Annotated in this window: 16 protein-coding genes; 4 read left to right on the forward strand and 12 right to left on the reverse strand. The window is 47.0% G+C overall.

The window, feature by feature from the left end:
* Nucleotides 1–46: 46 nt before the first annotated feature.
* Together AC50YG_RS25525 and AC50YG_RS25530 are read right to left on the reverse strand one after the other, a co-directional pair.
* Nucleotides 47–1,009 (reverse strand): alpha/beta hydrolase, encoded by a 963-nt coding sequence (locus tag AC50YG_RS25525; RefSeq protein WP_494830890.1) that lies wholly within the window; start codon nucleotides 1,007–1,009, stop codon nucleotides 47–49.
* A 130-nt stretch (nucleotides 1,010–1,139) separates the two neighbouring features.
* Nucleotides 1,140–2,075, reverse strand: a complete 936-nt coding sequence (locus AC50YG_RS25530) for a DMT family transporter (protein ID WP_494830892.1) — start codon at nucleotides 2,073–2,075, stop codon at nucleotides 1,140–1,142.
* Between the two features lie 136 nt (nucleotides 2,076–2,211).
* On the opposite strand from AC50YG_RS25530, the gene AC50YG_RS25535 reads away from it, so the two are divergent.
* Nucleotides 2,212–3,150 carry a LysR family transcriptional regulator gene (locus AC50YG_RS25535; protein ID WP_494830894.1) on the forward strand — a complete coding sequence of 313 codons (939 nt, stop codon included), beginning with the start codon at nucleotides 2,212–2,214 and terminating at the stop codon, nucleotides 3,148–3,150.
* A 14-nt stretch (nucleotides 3,151–3,164) separates the two neighbouring features.
* Nucleotides 3,165–3,986, forward strand: a complete 822-nt coding sequence (locus tag AC50YG_RS25540) for a PPK2 family polyphosphate kinase (protein WP_494830896.1) — start codon at nucleotides 3,165–3,167, stop codon at nucleotides 3,984–3,986.
* A 107-nt stretch (nucleotides 3,987–4,093) separates the two neighbouring features.
* Here the strand turns inward: AC50YG_RS25540 and AC50YG_RS25545 are convergent, their stop codons facing one another.
* The 7 genes from AC50YG_RS25545 to AC50YG_RS25575 all read right to left on the reverse strand — a co-directional run bounded on the left by AC50YG_RS25545 (nucleotide 4,094) and on the right by AC50YG_RS25575 (nucleotide 11,566).
* Nucleotides 4,094–4,690 (reverse strand): hypothetical protein, encoded by a 597-nt coding sequence (locus tag AC50YG_RS25545; RefSeq protein ID WP_494830898.1) that lies wholly within the window; start codon nucleotides 4,688–4,690, stop codon nucleotides 4,094–4,096.
* Entirely contained in the window at nucleotides 4,687–5,586 is a 900-nt protein-coding gene (locus tag AC50YG_RS25550) for a hypothetical protein (RefSeq protein WP_494830900.1), read from the reverse strand. The genes AC50YG_RS25545 and AC50YG_RS25550 overlap by 4 nt, the downstream gene beginning before the upstream one ends.
* Nucleotides 5,587–5,698: 112 nt before the next feature.
* Complete coding sequence (locus tag AC50YG_RS25555; protein WP_494830902.1) at nucleotides 5,699–6,682, reverse strand: LacI family DNA-binding transcriptional regulator; 984 nt, start codon at nucleotides 6,680–6,682, stop codon at nucleotides 5,699–5,701.
* 30 nt (nucleotides 6,683–6,712) lie between these two features.
* A complete protein-coding gene (rbsK, locus tag AC50YG_RS25560; protein ID WP_494830904.1) occupies nucleotides 6,713–7,624 on the reverse strand; it encodes a ribokinase in 912 nt (303 codons plus the stop codon).
* 272 nt (nucleotides 7,625–7,896) lie between these two features.
* A complete protein-coding gene (locus AC50YG_RS25565; protein ID WP_494830906.1) occupies nucleotides 7,897–8,652 on the reverse strand; it encodes a hypothetical protein in 756 nt (251 codons plus the stop codon).
* Nucleotides 8,653–8,730: 78 nt separating this feature from the next.
* Complete coding sequence (locus AC50YG_RS25570; protein ID WP_494830908.1) at nucleotides 8,731–9,771, reverse strand: ABC transporter substrate-binding protein; 1,041 nt, start codon at nucleotides 9,769–9,771, stop codon at nucleotides 8,731–8,733.
* A 124-nt stretch (nucleotides 9,772–9,895) separates the two neighbouring features.
* Nucleotides 9,896–11,566, reverse strand: a complete 1,671-nt coding sequence (locus tag AC50YG_RS25575; protein WP_494830910.1) for a helix-turn-helix domain-containing protein — start codon at nucleotides 11,564–11,566, stop codon at nucleotides 9,896–9,898.
* A 213-nt stretch (nucleotides 11,567–11,779) separates the two neighbouring features.
* Here AC50YG_RS25575 and AC50YG_RS25580 point away from each other — a divergent pair, with 213 nt between their 5' ends.
* Entirely contained in the window at nucleotides 11,780–12,145 is a 366-nt protein-coding gene (locus AC50YG_RS25580) for a hypothetical protein (RefSeq protein WP_473758872.1), read from the forward strand.
* Nucleotides 12,146–12,175: 30 nt separating this feature from the next.
* Nucleotides 12,176–12,466 (forward strand): hypothetical protein, encoded by a 291-nt coding sequence (locus tag AC50YG_RS25585; protein WP_494830912.1) that lies wholly within the window; start codon nucleotides 12,176–12,178, stop codon nucleotides 12,464–12,466.
* A 46-nt stretch (nucleotides 12,467–12,512) separates the two neighbouring features.
* Here the strand turns inward: AC50YG_RS25585 and fliB are convergent, their stop codons facing one another.
* The 3 genes from fliB to AC50YG_RS25600 all read right to left on the reverse strand — a co-directional run bounded on the left by fliB (nucleotide 12,513) and on the right by AC50YG_RS25600 (nucleotide 16,424).
* Nucleotides 12,513–13,742: a flagellin lysine-N-methylase gene (gene fliB / locus AC50YG_RS25590; protein WP_494830914.1), complete on the reverse strand. Its 1,230-nt coding sequence runs from the start codon at nucleotides 13,740–13,742 to the stop codon at nucleotides 12,513–12,515.
* 281 nt (nucleotides 13,743–14,023) lie between these two features.
* Entirely contained in the window at nucleotides 14,024–15,088 is a 1,065-nt protein-coding gene (locus tag AC50YG_RS25595; RefSeq protein ID WP_494830916.1) for an ABC transporter substrate-binding protein, read from the reverse strand.
* Between the two features lie 94 nt (nucleotides 15,089–15,182).
* Nucleotides 15,183–16,424: a helix-turn-helix domain-containing protein gene (locus AC50YG_RS25600; RefSeq protein ID WP_494830918.1), complete on the reverse strand. Its 1,242-nt coding sequence runs from the start codon at nucleotides 16,422–16,424 to the stop codon at nucleotides 15,183–15,185.
* Between the last annotated feature and the right edge of the window lie 280 nt (nucleotides 16,425–16,704).

A 16,704-nucleotide genomic window follows, 5' to 3' on the forward strand; every position in this document is an offset into this window, starting at 1 on the left:
TACAAATCTTATTGAATAATTAGGGGGTAAACCTGAGTGAGCTAATTTACTCTGAGATTGTTGAGGCAAGGTTAGTTAGAAATTCCAGGACAGCAGAACGTAATTGTTCAAGCCCTGACTGCTCAATCGGAAAATGTCCGGCTCCTTCCAGCATGACCAGCTTTTTCGGACAGGCTAATCTTTTATAAAAGCTTTCGCTAAAAGCATAAGGAGTCATAGGATCAACTTCTGGGTGAACAAGCAGTACCGGACAGGACGTAAAGCTTTCTGGCTGCACTTCAGGTGTCATGTTCAGAAAGGTTCTTAGCAATTTAAGAGGCACACGGGTTGCTGCTGCACGGGGATCATGCATAATAAGCTGTGCTAATTCAGCATGGTTAGCAATCAGCTCCATGCGCGATACTTTGGAAACAGGCAGCCGAAATGAATCCAGTAAAATGGGGAAGGCATCCATTAACCATTTACCATACACCGCAATATATTTATTAGGGGCAAGCTGAAGGCGCATAGCAGCGTCACTAGTATCTACGAAGGTTGTAGCAATCAGGCCTTGCACATGAGGGCTGCGCGCGGCAACATGATAGGCGAGCATGCCCCCAATGCTAGCGCCAAGCAGAACAATAGGTTTGCCATCACGTGTATATTCGCTTTCTACTAAATCAACGAGAAGCTGAATCCAGTCTTCATAACGGATTGGTTTGGAGAAAGGGCCTAATTTGCTAAGTCCATAGGGAGGAAGGTCTGGGGCAAGCATTTCATAGCCTTGCATTTGCAGCATTTTTCCATAAGGGGCAAATAAACGGCCGTTGCCTCCAGCACCATGAACGAGTACAATCTTGAGCGGGCTTTTGGCTGCTGGTAACCGGTCTAAATGAATTTCGCAGCTATGCCAATCCCACCATTCCTCGTTGGGCAGGTTATTTTCTTTTAACTGTATTTCTGAAGGGAGAAATCGCTGATAGCTCTCCCAGTAGCTGCTGTTATTATTGTAATCCTTGCGCTTGTTCATTGTTGATCGCTCCTATTCTGCTATCTATTATGAATGGATAAATTCGTAAATAGCAATATAGATTTCTGACTATAAAATAAGCACAGTAGAGGATAAAGCAACATTTGTGCATCAACTGGATAGCATTTTTCTAGAGAATCTGCTGAAGTGCTTCGTTTTCCCTAGCTCTACCTAGAACTTTATCCTTAGCCTTAACGGGAAATGGGGCGTCACCACGACGCTTCCATTTTATTTCGGAGGCAACGACAGCAAGCAGCACGAACGCAGCTCCCACATAGCCCTGCGGAGGCAATATTTCATGAGCAAACCAAAAGCCTACTGCTGCCGCAAACATAGGCTCAAGGGAGAAAATTAGCCCCGTCCGTGTTGGGGTCGTGTATTTTTGAGCAATGGGCTGAATAATGAAGCCAAAGCCGCTGCATAAAAGGCTTAGTGCAAGCACAGCGCCCCAACTGGCGGGTGTTTGCGGCAACGTCGGCGTCTCGAATAGCAGCATGCCGATTAGGCCGAAACCGCCCGCAAAGCCTAGCTGTAAAATACCTAGGTTTAGTGTATTTAAAACTTTTGCCGCAGAGTTCGTTAATATAATATAAAGCGCATAAAAAATAGCTGACAGCAAGCAGAGGATATCTCCGCCACCGATGCTGAAGGGCATTTTCAGAGTGAGCAGCCCAATGCCTACAAGGGCGAGCAGGACACTGACCTTCATTGACGGAGTAAGTTTCTGTTTGAACAGAAGGACCGACAGCAGCGGAACGAAGATGACGGTCATACTGACGAGGAAGCCGGCATTGGACGTCGTGGTCGTCTTAAGGCCAAACATGATGCAGGCAAAGACAGCGAACAGCAGGAAGCCGAGTATCGCACTATATTTGATCGTGCGCCAATCGACTTTGCGCAGCGATTTCCAGAAGAGAAGAGACGTCAGCAGGAAGGCGAGTCCAAAGCGCAGGGCAATTAAATTAAAAGCAGCAATGGATTCAAGCCCTATTTTCATAAATAAATAAGAACAGCCCCAAAATACGGTTGCGAGCACGATGAGCAATTCGGCATTTCTAGGTTTCATGAGGGTTATCTTCTCCGACTTTTATAGAATAGGCTTATGGGCCGAAACCTAGTATACTGGGGTTTAACATATAAGTATAACGGGGATTTCTTATTATAAACATGAGAAATGCTCATGCAAATAGAGGAGACGCAGGATGAGTATTAATAAGTATGAAATATTCGCACAGGTTGCCAGGCTTGGCAGCTTGACGAAGGCGGCGGAAACGCTGGGCTTTACCCAATCGGGCGTTAGCCATGCAATCAACAGCTTGGAGAGTGAAATTGGCTTTAGGTTGCTGCAGCGTAGCCGTGCAGGCATTCAATTGACAGCGGAAGGTGAGCGGCTGCTAAAGCCTATGCGCGAGGTGCTGCAGGCCAATGCTCGTCTGCAAGAAGAGATAGCTGCAATTCGGGGGCTGGAGGCTGGCACGATTCGCATTGGCACATTCACAAGCGTATCTGTGCACTGGCTGCCGCGGATGATGAAGGCTTTTTTAAACGATTATCCGCAAATTGAATTTAAGCTGATGGAAGGGGATTATCAGGAGGTTGAGGAATGGCTGGAGGAGGGGCAAATTGACTGCGGCTTTTTCTCCTTGCCCACGAGCGACAAGCTGGAGGTATTTCCTTTGAAGGAGGACCGGATGCTGTGCATATTGCCCCAGGAGCATCCGCTTTGCGGAGCTGCCTTTTTCCCACTTGCTCGGCTTGCGGAGGAACCGTTCATTATTCCTAAACCAGGCTCGGATTATGATGTTCGGCGCGTACTTAAGAAGGCAGCGATTACGCCAAACGTCCGATTTGAGGCAGGTGATGATGCTGCTATTATTGCCATGGTTGAACAGGGACTTGGCATTAGCATATTGCCCGAGCTGGTCATTGAAGGGCGCAATCATCATGTCCACGTCATGGAGCTGGAAGAGCCGAGCTTTCGCTCGCTAGGCATCGCCGTCCATTCAATGAAGTTTTGCTCGCCTGCCACAAGGCGTTTCCTTGCGCATGTCCAATCGTGGTTGGATGAGCAGCAACTGCTGCAAGTCAATCACACATATCTAATTGATAAGAATGGCATAAAGTGGAATACTGGTACATAAGGAGCGTGAAGCAGATGGCAAAAAAATACGAGCTGACGGCGAATAAAAAGGTTGCTTTGAGCAGCATCAATCCAAAGGACAAAGGTCCCTTTGACCATAAGGAAGAGGTGGAGAAGGAGGCGCTGAAGCTGAAGGAGGAATTGGAGCAGCTTCAGGAAAAGCTGGCGGCTTCGAAGGACCAGGCGGTGCTGTTCGTTATTCAAGGGATGGATTGCAGCGGCAAGGATGGCGTAACGAAGCATGTATTTGCGGGCCTGAACCCGCAGGGCGTGTCCGCTCACAGCTTTAAGGCACCGACAGATGTGGAGAAGCGGCATGATTTTATTTGGCGGGCGCATAACAACGCTCCGGAACTGGGACAAATCGCTATTTTTAACCGTTCCTATTATGAGGATGTTCTGATTACACGGGTGCATGGTGCAGTATCCGATCAGGAAGCGAAGCGGCGCTTCAAGCATATTAACCATTTTGAGTCGCTGCTTGCGGATAGTGGGGTTAAGGTTGTCAAAATCTTTTTGCACATCTCCAAGGAGTTTCAATTGGAGAAGCTGAAAAGCCGAATCGAGGATTCATCGAAAAATTGGAAGTTTGACCCTTCGGACCTCCAAGAACGGAAATACTGGGAGCAATATCAGGGCTATTACGAGCAGGTGTTTGAAAAATGCAGCAAGCACGCGCCTTGGCATATCGTGCCTTCCGACCATCGCTGGTACCGCAATTATGCTGTGCTGCGCATCGCTGTGGATGCCTTGAGAAGCATGAAGCTTCAGGACCCGCCAGCAAATCCGGAGCTGAAAGCCTTTTTGAAGGAAATCAAGGAGCAGGAGCGGCCATAACGAATGCGTTCATTATGAATAACGATACGAAAATAACCAGCAATGCATCGCTGATCACATCGCGATATATTGCCGGTTATTTTTATAAGCCGAGCGAATCCCTAGCTCTAGCTAAAGAAAAAATCCAAATACTGCTGACCATGCTCGCGTCCAATAATTGCTGGGGCAAGCTCCATCGCGCGTTCAATAAATTCGCTTTTCACTTCGGAATCCTCATCTGTGGCATCGAGCTCAAATTCTTCCTCCTCGACCTTCATCAACGCAGTGGTCATAGCGAAAAAGTCAGCCAGTGAAGCGGCGATTTGCGAATGCCGCTTTTGAATGCTGCCATATACCGGCCCTTGCGGATCGGTCGTATCAACAATAAGCGCATCGCCATTGTAATCGGCGAAGACGATCCAGCCATCCGGCCACTTCGGATCAGGAGCGAGTCCAGAAGCCGTCATTATCCAGCGCCAGCCCTGCTGCGCCCGTTCCAGCTCCGGCAAGCGGAAAAATTGCACCGCCAAGACACCGCCAATCATCGGATGCTCCTCCAATTCCAGATAGCTATAAAAGGTCCACAGTGCTTCTCCAAGCGGAAGCGGCTCTTGAACGGGTAGAGGCTCATCATGAAAATAAACCTCGCCTAGGTCCATGTCATGCCTCCCAAATACAGAAGCGAATTGCTGTAATTGTGTCATTAATGTACGGTTTACGCTCATGTAGCATTCCCCTTCGTCGTCCATTTTTCCAAAATATCGATTAAGTCTTGCCTTAATAAATCTACGCGGTAGCTTAGCTTTTTCTTGAGCAGCTTCTCTTTCAGCAGGTCCACAATAACGAGCATATCCGCTCTAAACAGCTGCTGCTGCTCGCTTAAAGGCAGTTCGCCCTCCGCTCTCGTAAAATGCCTGGTCACTTCCAGTTTGAGCTCGCCCTTGCGGGAAGCCAGCTTGCCAACTGCAAATTTTGGCCTTATGTAATAACCCTGCTCAAATCCGTCTGGAACATCATTTTGCTCATGAAAATATTCATATTGCAGCGTACGCTCGGCGTCGTCATGATGGCTAAAGTGGCAATGAATACCGATGTAGCTAAAGGAAGCGCCGTAAAGCTCCTGACGCATATGCTCATCCAGTGCGCGCCGCAGCTCGCTCAGGCTGTCGATGAAGGGCTGGGCTGACAGCTGATAATTGCCGGAGCGGACGAGGCGCAGCGGATTTTTCGGCAGCAGGTTGCGCTGGGAAGCAAAGGCGGCAATGCCATAATCGGTGTTGTCATTACCTTCATGGATGACGAAGCTGCCCTGCTGCTTGCTCCAGCCTTTGCAAGAATCTTTGATTTGCTCGAAGGTGCGGGTGCGCAGCTCGGTGTAATAGGAGCCGTTGATCCATTTGTCCGCTACTGCCTCTACGGGCGTCATAGATGCGCCCCAGCCGGCAACAGCAAGCGCTTCGCATACACGCACTAGCTCATTCCACTGCTTGATGTTGGCATAATGAAAAAGCCGATGATATTCGGTGATTAGCAGTTCGCGCAGCTCGTCCTTAACTGGAGCCGTTTGTATGACTTCGCTTAGCTGCTCGAGTGTTTCGGTTTCGTAGATGGACCTAATCATCGTACATTCCCCTTGTAGAAAAAAGTAGAAAGAAATAGTATTCAGTGGCACCTGGCTATCTTTTATTATGACACACCATACCTTTGATTTCCTGTTTATCAGCATGCCGAAATCAGGTCGATGCTTTCTGAAGCAGCTCTACCTCCAGCTCGTAATTGCATTGCTCGATAGGCTCGTTGTTGATCAGGAGAATTAAATAGTCCATAGCGGTTTTGCCGATCTTATAAATTTGCTGGGAAACGGTGGACAGCTCGGGATATACCATATCCATCCGAATACCGTCGAAGCCAATTAGCTTTAGCTGGGAGGGGACGGATATGCCGAGCTCATGCAGCGCCTTAAGTGCACCGGCCGCCATGAGGTCATTGCCGGCGAAAACGCCGTCGACATCGGGATGCTGGCGTAAAATATTTTTCATCGCCTCGTAGCCTCCCGCAACGCTGAAATGGCCGAACGCAGTTAGACTGGATGAAAACCACGGCAGACCAGAGCATATTTCCTCATAAGCTAGCGTCCGCTCACGCGCGGAATGCACATGCGAGGGCCCGCATATATGGGCGATTTTGCCGCAGCCAGCGTCCAGCAAATGCTGCACAGCGAGCTGACCGCCATAACGATTAGCTGCTGTAATCGTCACAATCGGATGGTCAGGAAAGCTTTTATCAATGACGACAATTGGGATCGACCGCTTCTGCAAGGCAATAATCTGCTCTGGCGAAATCGTATAAGAAGATATAATAATGCCGTCAATTTGTTTATTGATTAACGCTTCTATATACATTTTTTCCTTGTCGGGATTATTGTCCGTGTTGCAGAGCACGAGCGTATAGCCTTGGGAAGCGGCTGCATCCTCAGCTGCACGGGCAATTTCCGGGAAAAAAGGGTTCAAAATGTCGGGTACCATTAAAGCGACTGCAGCTGTCTTTTTGCCTGCAAGGCTTCTGGCAATCGTATTGGGCTTGTAGTTCAGCTTCTCGGCGGCGGCTTGAATGGCGGTCTGCGCTTCCTTGCTCACATATCCGCTCTTATTGTACAGCCGCGAGACAGTGGCAACCGATACGCCAGCCAGCTTGCTGACATCTCTAATCGTAGTCATTTAGGGCAAAATCCTTTCAATAGTGTGGCCTTAGTAGGAGGATTCCACAATAAATGCATCGACATCTTGGCGAAGCGGCATTCCACTTTGGGCACCAAGCTTCGTGACGGACAATGCGCTTGCGGCAACGGCAAACTGGACTGCTTCCTCTAGTGTTGCCCCTTCGCTTAGCCTCACAGCCAATGCGCCGTTAAACGTATCGCCCGCACCGGTCGTATCTACGACTTCGACCTTATGCCCTGTAACATGACCTTGCTCCCCATCCGCTGATTTGTAAAAGGCTCCACTGCTGCCTGCTGTCATTACGATTGGGTATGGATAGCGTTCGAGTAAAGATTCCGGTGTCTGCTGGCGCTCTAATCCGGTCACTATAGCGAGCTCAGATTCATTTGGCGTAATGAGATAAAGCTGAGCAAGCAATTCTTCCGGCAATCTCACAGCAGGTGCTGGGTTCAAAATTACAGGAATGCCCAGTGAATGGGCGAGCTTGATAGAAGCTTCGACCGTTTCAAGCGGGATTTCATGCTGAAGCATCACCATATTTGAGGCGGCGATGACATCCTTTAATGCAAGGACATCTTCAGGAAGCAAGCAGTGGTTTGCACCAGGAATGACGATAATGCGATTGTCACCTTCAGTGACGGTAATGGCAGCGATGCCGGTTGCTTTATGAGGAACCGTTTTCACATATTGCAAATCGATGCCTTCGGCGCCAAGCGCATCCCTCAGCTGCTTTGCCATCGCATCCTCGCCGACGCAGCCAATCATGGTAACCGCAGCACCAAGCCTTGCGCAGGCCACTGCCTGATTGGCTCCTTTTCCGCCTGTAAAGCTGGAAAATGCGTTACCCATTAGCGTCTCCCCTTGATTTGGCATAACATCCGTTTCTGTCACCATATCAATATTCAAACTGCCAATAACAGTAATTTTCGCTTGAGACATATGGACACCTCTTGTTTTTTGAGTTTATGATGTGTAATCGGTTACACATGGATGCTTCCCATTTTAAATAGCCTGCTTGCCATTGTCAATAGAGCTCCGGGAAGGGGAGCGCAAGCAAGAAGGAAAGACTATTAAACTTTACACTCGAAAACACAAAGCAAGCAAAAACGCAGCTGTCTCGCTTTTAGCGCACAACTAACATTTTTGCTTGCCTAGTAAATAATAGCTATCGCTTTCGATAGTTTTACTTAACGACCCTTAACGACCTGTGCTTAGCATTCATCAGCCCATTTGGCGAGCCTTTCTTGTACCGTTGCTTTGGGACAGGTAAGGCAGTAGCCATGCTCTTCTCCATCCAAGGATAGACGGTAAGCAAGGCAGCAATGCCTACGTAAATAAAAAGACTCATCTTGACGCGTTTCGTGTGAGAAGCGGTGCAGCTTCAACGCCAGAGGATTTTCAAAATCGGCTGATGGCGTATGCAGCAAGGGCGCTAGCAGAAGCTCGCGATCAGCAGAGAGCAGTCTTCGTCGCTGGGACGCGCCCACCTCACTGAGGCGTTGAAGCTCGAGCTGCAGAAATAAGTTTTGAATATTATGAGAGACAAGTGACCACATATGAGCAAGCTTTGCCCCGGTACAAGCAGAGATTGCTGCAAATACGGGGTTAATATGCTCCAGAAAGAGGTCGCTGGCGAAATCGGCCGCTGCTATACTCCTCAGCTCAACTTTTTCAGTAGACAACAAGCGGATAGGAGATTGTAAAATTTGATATTCCATTTCCGCTTCCTTCGTTACTTTAAACCGGATATTTTCCAGCCTTATATCCATCAGACAATCAAACAAGCTGAAGGCAGCGACGAGTCCCATTGCCAAAACAGAATATCGCTTGGCAAATAAGGTGCCTGTCACAATCGAATCTGGATGGCCGAGTTGTTCAGCCTGAGCTGCCAGTATAGGTTTCAAAGCTTCGGGCTTGAGCAGGTCACCAGACGAAAAAGCATAGGCAGGCTCTCCCGGCCTCTGCATGCTGATACAAAACCGCTCTCGAATGTATAGGAGAGCATCTTGCCGAGGCTCTTGTTCCAATAGTTCACTCATCATGTTTTATTTAATAAACCCAACAATTTGATCGATGATCGCTTCCCGGCCGAGCTTGCCCCAGCTCAAGTAAAGCCAATACTCAGGAATGAAAACCTGATTTTTTTTGACGGCTTCGACGTTTTGCCACAGTGAGCTTTGCGTGATTTCTCCCATCAGCTTCTCGCCATCAGCACCGTCTGCTTGCATAAAAATATAATCTGCGCCAAGCTCAGGAATTTTTTCCTGTGATAAATCAATGCGATCCACTTGAGAAAGGGCTGATGGTTGGAAGCCAAGCTTGTCGAACAATAAATAATTAAGCGGATGGCCCTCTGTCCCATACAATTGCAGCTCATTGTCACGCACGCGAATATAAGCGATTCTTTTGCTTGGCAAGGAGGCAATTTCAGCGTTCACTGCCTGCAGCTTCTCGCCGAGCTTAGCGATTTCCTGTTTCGCTATATCCTCCTTGCCGAAAATTTCGGCGACCTTCATCAAATCGATTTGCCAGTCATCGGCGACAAGGCCGGCATTAGGATCCTTTGACGCGGTCTCGCTGCGGTCGGGAACACCGAGCACCACAGTAGGCGCTATTTTCGAAAGCTCGTTGTATGCTTGTTCGCCTACAGCTTTCCCGGAAAGAATGAGGTCGGGTTTAAGCTCAAGTATTTCCTCCAGGTTCAGCCCTTCGCTGCCGCCCTTTACGAGCTCAACATTTTCAAGCTTGTCTGCAATATAAGGCAGCAGTTTATCATTATATTGTGGAGTGACCAAAATGGCATATGGCTTCTCGCCAATGGTCAGCATATGATCGGCATATTCATTTTGCATGACGAATACGCGCTGCGGCTTAGCAGGAATCTGCGTAACGCCCATTAAATGTTTAATTTCCTTCCCGCCTGGCGCAGCCGAGACCTCCTCCTTATTCTCCACTGTATTAGCTGAAGGAATGGCTGAAGGATCAACTCCTTGATTTGTTGCGTTGCTTCCGCAAGCGGCGAGCAGCATGCACATAAGGAGCAGCAAAGCGGCTCCAATCTCTTTGTTTAATCTTACAGCGTTCATACGTTACCCTCCATTTGATAAAAGTTCTCAATACAGTTATCAAAGATAGCACGCTTTTTGGAGAACCTCCATAGCTGTTTGAGCGATGTTTTCGCACAAATGTGCGGAGGAGGGTGCTTGACTTTTAATTGGCGCTTAGTATTTGGTCAAATCGCTTAAGCATAAGCATATGAGAGTAGGCGGAATATTCACGCCACGCTGGCCCTTGCAGTGGAAAGACCCGCTGCTTTCGCACCGCGCTAAGCGTAAGCCATCGGGGGTCCTGCTGAAGCATTCGGGCATAGCTCTGGGAAAGGTTATCTTCATAAATATGCAGCAAAATGATATCCGCATCCCATTGCGTGAGCTCCTCAAGCGTCGTTTCTTTCTCTTTAAACGGCAGATGTTCGAGTGGAAAAGGAGCACGCATTTGCAAATCGTTGAACCACACATCTCCGGTATTTCGCCTGCCGTATAAATATAGCTCAGACTCGTAGATGACGAGAATGACAGAAGTAGCACCTTCATAGGTCTGAATAGCTTTGCGGCGTACGCTTGCTGCTTGCTGTTCATAGCTTTCTAACCACTGCTCGGCATGCTTCTCCCGGCGCAGCACACCGGCAATTTCCTGTAAATGCTTGCGCCAGCCGAGCTCCCAGCATACTTCGAATACGGGAGCGATAGAGCGAAGATGCTCATCGTTTTGCAGCATTTGATTTTTTTCTCTGACGATGAGATAAGGACTGGCTTGGCGCAAAATACGCAAATTCCGTTCTGGATCTGTGCCACTGGCTAACGGATAGCTGATTTTATGAAAGTAGGTGCTTCGATGGTTAGCCAGCATATCTACATGCGATGCGTAGCTGTTCATATCAAGTGCCATCAAGTGTCCATCAAAGGGATAACATAAATTGGCTAATCGCTGTTCCGTGTTTTTCATATATACCGTAGGGGCGTGACCCAGCTTTTTCTTGAAAATCCGGCTGAAATAATACTCGCTGCTGTAACCGCTTTGCTGAGCGATATGCTCTAGATTATGCTTGGACAGCAGCAGCATTTCCTTCGCGTGGCGCATGCGGATGTTGACTAGATAATCCATAGGGCTGACACCATGCTCTTGTTTGAACAGCTGGGAATAATACCACGGGCTGAGCCCAGCCATATCAGCAAGCTGCTGCCTGGACAGCGGCTCTTTGTAGTGGTCGTTTATATAGGCTGCTGTAAGGCTTGCTGCTTCCGCTGATGTCATTATTTCGCCAGTCTTATCAGGAGCATGTGTATCCATAAGGATAAGCAGCAGCTCATATAGCAGAGAGTGGCATTGCAATCTGGCTGCTAACGCTAGAGGATATGGCGGTTCAATAGCAGTATAGAGTCGATCAGCAAGCGGCAGCACCTGCTTGGTTTGCTGGGCAGATAGCCTGCCGAAATAAGGAGCAAGCTCATCTGCATGCTCATGGGCAAGCTCAGTAGACCATTGCTGTTCAGGTGAAGTCCGTTTGGTGGGCAATGTGTCGTGGTTTAGCTGTTCGCTGGTAGTAAAGCAAATGATGGTGCAATGGAAAGGAAGGGAATTGACAGCATGTATGGCAGTAACAGTGCCGGGCGGCAGCAAACAGCCGCTGTTTTCAAGCAGCAGCTCTCCATCATCAGTGAGAAGATTGCATGCGCCTGCTTGCATTAAAATCAGGCTGTAGCTGCGAGCGGAGTTTCCTAGATGAAGCGGCACGGCAGAGCCAGTAATGACCTGAACCGTCTGCAAGTGAAACAACGCTCCAGGTAGGCAACGGTTATTGCTGTTAGTAAAATCAAGCATCTGAGGGCTCCTTCCATAAAAATGGACTAGCTTAATTTTAATACAGCTTAGCTGATGTGTCGCCCAAGATTGTAAAAGCTAGTTCTATTGGCATGGCTGAGGTCAATAATCAGTCGGCAGACTGATATTATCGGGTTATAGACGTATGATACAATTGTGAAATCATGTTTTTTGAGTTCCAGGGCATAATGGCCTTGGCTGGGAGGTGCTTTTATGGGGAAAGCAGAACTGACATATAAGCTGATCACGGATCATGCGGAATTTAAGAAAGAAGCGATTGAAGCGTCGCTGATCACGGATATCATATATGCATTTGAACCGGATCATGAGGAATTTATCGTGCTTGAGCCGAGCATGCCGCTGGAAAACAGCATCTATTTGCAGGCCGCAACCGAAGGGGAAGGCATGAGCGGCTTCGTTGTGGAAATCCGGTTCGTGTATGCCGATGATTCTTTTAAACACTATGATTACAAAACGACGGATAAAGGCGAGATTGTTCGAATGTTTCTTGAATATTGGGGAGCACAGAAGCTGCCTGATCTGTCGCAATGGAATGATATTACAAGCACATTCGCGTAATCGTTACATGAGCTTAAGCGGAGGCGTAACATGCAGTACAAGCGTTTTATTCTTTTTTCAACAGTCATAGTGGCCTTGCTTATTTTACTCGTTAATACAAGCTCGTTTCAGGAAAATGCGGCTAAGGCAGCTTCCCATTATTATGTGCGCTCTCATTACGCGAGCAGCGATTTTACCTTTCTGAAAATTGTTTATGATACCAACCTTGGTGATTACACTGTTACTTATAAGGACAATGCGGAGCAGCAGTTTAGCTTTACAATGGCTCCGCGCTATTTTCCGGTATTTGTGCGTTACGATCCTTTGAACAGCGACCTCTAAATAAAAAAGTTCCGATCCTTCCAGCGGAGGTTCGGAACTTTTTATTTTAGTCATTTTTAATGAGCAGGCTCATAAAACCCAGTGTATGATAGCCATGCTTTTTAAAATCTTCGAGGATGTTTTTAAGAAACAGCGCGGTATGTTCATAATTTTTAGTATAGGATTGAATGAGCTTTACGGTCAGCTCCTCGGTTAATTTCTGATGGTGCGCAGCTATTCCGATAAGATGCAGTTTGATTAATGCAAATTCTGCGACCAGCATTTGATAGCTGTCAAAAACGGGGATGTTCACATGCATTTCCGCAAGCATCCGGCTGTGTAAATGATTCAAAATGAAGTTTTCCAAAACATGCGCATGCTGATCCATAAATGGCTTGTAATAATGCTCGTAAGAGTAATTATAGGCGCCTGCAATGGCTTCCAATGAACTTCCATTTCGCGTCATTCCTTGTTTATAATCATGAATACATTCCCTGTAGCGGACATTCCATATCGTGGCATCCAAAATGTCCATCAAATAATTATTCAAATATTGCAGTTGAAAAACAGGATCTAGCGGATACACATCATAACTGCGCAGCTCATCGTTGTGGGAAACCTCTTCCTGGAATTGAACGCATAATTGAGGCAGCTCCTTATATTTTTTCTCATCCATCAGAAAGTTGACATTATCGCAGAAAACACCAAGCAGAATAAGGCGATGGGGCAGGCTGAATTCCCGATATTTCATAATTTCCATCATCATCTCGCGTATTTCAGGAAAGTAGAACCCCGGGCGATTTTGATCCAGAGTAGCAACTGCTTTATGTTTATACGTGACGGAGCCGATGTGAGCGAGATCGATGTCTACAAATTCCATCGCTTGCTCGTCAAGCAATACTAATCGGGCCACCTCGGGGCAAGAAAGCTGTGCTGTCATTTCCAAGGCATTGCCTGCCTGATTAATGACACGGGGGTAGGTTCGGCAAGTTTGGGACAGGTATGATTCACCAAGCTCTAATTGAATAGAGCACATTCCTTGATCAAGCATAGAACAATCACCTGTATTCGGGTTCAACTGCATTTCAGCATAATCTTGAACGCTACCCTGCAGTTTAATGGATAAGTTTTGTTTCAATTTGCTTTTTAATTTGGTGTTAGTGACCGATTGGTATTTCATATAGGTATGTTTATCAATACTGATCCCCCACCAAGCGCAGCAAGTATCTTCACAGGCAGAACCAATGCAGGCAAATTGTTTTATGTAATGTGGCACTCGACTTTGGCTTAACGTCATGCTAGGTTTAATTCCTCTCTGTTTACCATTTTAGTATGTATATCGACTTTATCGTCCTCATTTTTAATAATCGAATATAGTTACACCTTAATTTAAACAGCGATTTAAAAAGTCATATTGGGGAAACAGGAAATTTTGAAAAAGTGTATCTATTGACATTAGCAGATGCCTTCTTAGAAAATCCTAATTTGGCCTGCCGAGTGATTTCAGCACAAAAAAGCGCCGAACCCCCCATAAAGATGAGGTGTTCGGCTTTTTTTATAGCCTGTTAGCTAGACTATTTAATTAGATGAACCCAGCTCTGCCACAACATCATCGATTTTCATGCTGTTCGCCAGAGGGCCTGAGCTGATCCAATGTCTTGCATTTACGAAAATGACATGGGCCGCTTTAACGGCTGGCACCGATTTCCACACAGCGGATTGCTCAATCGTGCTGAAGCTTTCCTTCGCCTGTTTGATTTCCTCATCCGTGCTGCCGGCTCCGCCGAGCGTAACGAATAAGTAGTCAGCCTGCAATTCGGGCAGCATCTCAAGTGAAATCGTCGCATTTTGAAAATTCGGCTGTTCCTTGTGCCATTGCTGGACGGTTGCATCAAGCTTCATTCCTAGCTCATTGTATAGAACACCGGGATAGGTTGGCCATTCGATTTGTGTTTTTTCATCGACATAATTAGGGAAATAAACACGGAAATCCTTAGCGGTCATGCGGATGAAAGCAGCACTTTTGCCTTCCGCTAGCAGTTGATTCAGAGCTGTTTTGGCATCGGCAGCCTTCGTATCATAAGCGCTGATTACCGCTTGGGCCTGATCCTCTATACCTAACGTTTGTCCGATGGCTGTAAGCGAATTTTTCCAATCCTCACGATCATATACGATGGTTGGCGCGATTTTGGAAAGATTGTCATAACCTTCTTGCATAATCGCGGTGCTTGCAATAATCAAATCCGGCTGAGCTGCAACAATCGCTTCGAGATTCAGGCTATCTCCCCAAATTTCCAAAGCGGCTCCTTGCTCTTTAAGCCGATCGTTTAAATAATAACCTTCGCCAATCGACATTCCAAATACAATAGGGACATTTAATGCGAGCAGCATATCCTCTAGATTAATCGAAGCAATCCGCTCATGGCTCGTTGGAAGCTCAGTTGTGCCGAAAGGATGTATGACCTTGAGTGCTTGTGGTTCAAAAGCAGCTTCCGATGAAGAAGTAGATGGCGAAGCAGTTGAGACCGTGTTAGAAGCTGAACTGGACGGCTGCCCGCTTCCCGAGCTGTTCCCACAAGCTGACAACAGCAGAATAGCAGCAATAAGGGCAACAGACAGGAAGGAATGACGGTACATATACATCTTGAAACCTCCGTTTTGAAAATAATGTTAAGGCTTATCATGATCAAAACGTATTATACGCTCCCGCCGCTTCGCAAAACATGGACATTCGTGTTTAGTTCATTTTAAACAGTCCTTCTACCTGCTCTACCATGAGATTGTGGGCAAAAGGGGAATAGTCCAGCCAGGGGCATTCCTGTATTCGCCGCACATTTCCCGCCCTTACAGCCTTGAGCTGCTTCCACACGCGGCTATGCTGAAGCTGCCGCCATACATGCTGCGATGCTTGGTCAGAATCAATAATGAGCAGCAGACGATCTCCCGTAAAAATAGGTAGCTCTTGCTCTTTAATCGCGTGCAAAATCGATATATTTTCTGAATCATAGGGGCAGTTTAATTTTAAATCCTCATATAAAACAGCCCCTCCATTGCGTCTTCCATACACAACGATATGTCCCTGCATGAGATGAATAATGGAAATGGTCTCTCCTTGAAAAAGCTTCCGGACCCGTTCTCCAGCGCAGGCCGCCTTCTGGTCATAATCGGCAAGCCAGTATTCGGCAGCCTCTCCTTTACCAAGTAGAGCTGCAATTTGCCTGAACTGCTGTCGCCAATCTAGCTCCAGCCAAGGAATGACGACGGTACGGGCGATTTTACCGATTGAGCCTATAATCTGCTCATTCACCATATCATCGCATAAAATGAGCTCGGGTCTTGCCTGCTGAAGCGCACTGCGATTATAGTCCACAAGGTCCGGCTCCATTCGTTTGGAGCGTCTAAGCGGGTAGGGAATATGCTGAAAAAAAGCATGGCGGTGCACGTCCCTTTGCGGATCAACCTGTGTGGCACACGGAATGATGCCTAAAGCGAGCAAATGTCCCGCATAGGGAAATGAAAAGGAAGCTATTCGTGTTTTTGTCCAATTGGCATATTGTTTTGGCGTTATGCCGGCCACTTTTTTAAACTTTCTACTGAAATAGAACTCATCTTCAAAGCCGACCTGCTCTGCAATTTCCTTAATCCGCATATTTGAATGAAGCAATTGCTCCTTCGCTTTGTTGATCCGGATGCGGTTCAAATAATCAATGGGGCTTTGCCCAACCCAATGCTTGAATTGATGGGAATAATGCCATAGACTCATGCCTGCAATGGAGGACAGCTTCTGCCTTGTCATGCCTTCTGCATATTTTTCATTCATATAATGGATGGTCCGGTCGATCATGGCTTTGGATTCCGAAGGCCAATTATCGTTATCGCTCAAAGCAGGTGCTTGCTGCTCGAAATCCGCCGTGGCGGCTTGCCTTTTCCAATAGCTGCAACTGCTGCCCGTTTGCAGGGCTGAAGCTGGTTTTCTCATATTTCGCCCCTCCTTTGTAAAGAAGCTTCTATATTTATATTTTTCAACAGCATAGCGCTAGATTAATTCTTTAGCTTACCAGTATTAAATGAGAATTGTTATCAATTGTAGTTTATACGAAATCAACCGTCTGTACAACCTCTTTTCCCGTATTAAAAAAGCATAGCTTGTCACACTAGATTTAAATAATAGCTGGACATATATTATTTGTTTGGTAAGCTTGTTATAAGGCCTCTGACGAAGAGGCCTTATATTATTTTAGGAGGAGAGCAGTATGAAA

This window comes from Paenibacillus sp. J31R34 (assembly GCF_059383715.1).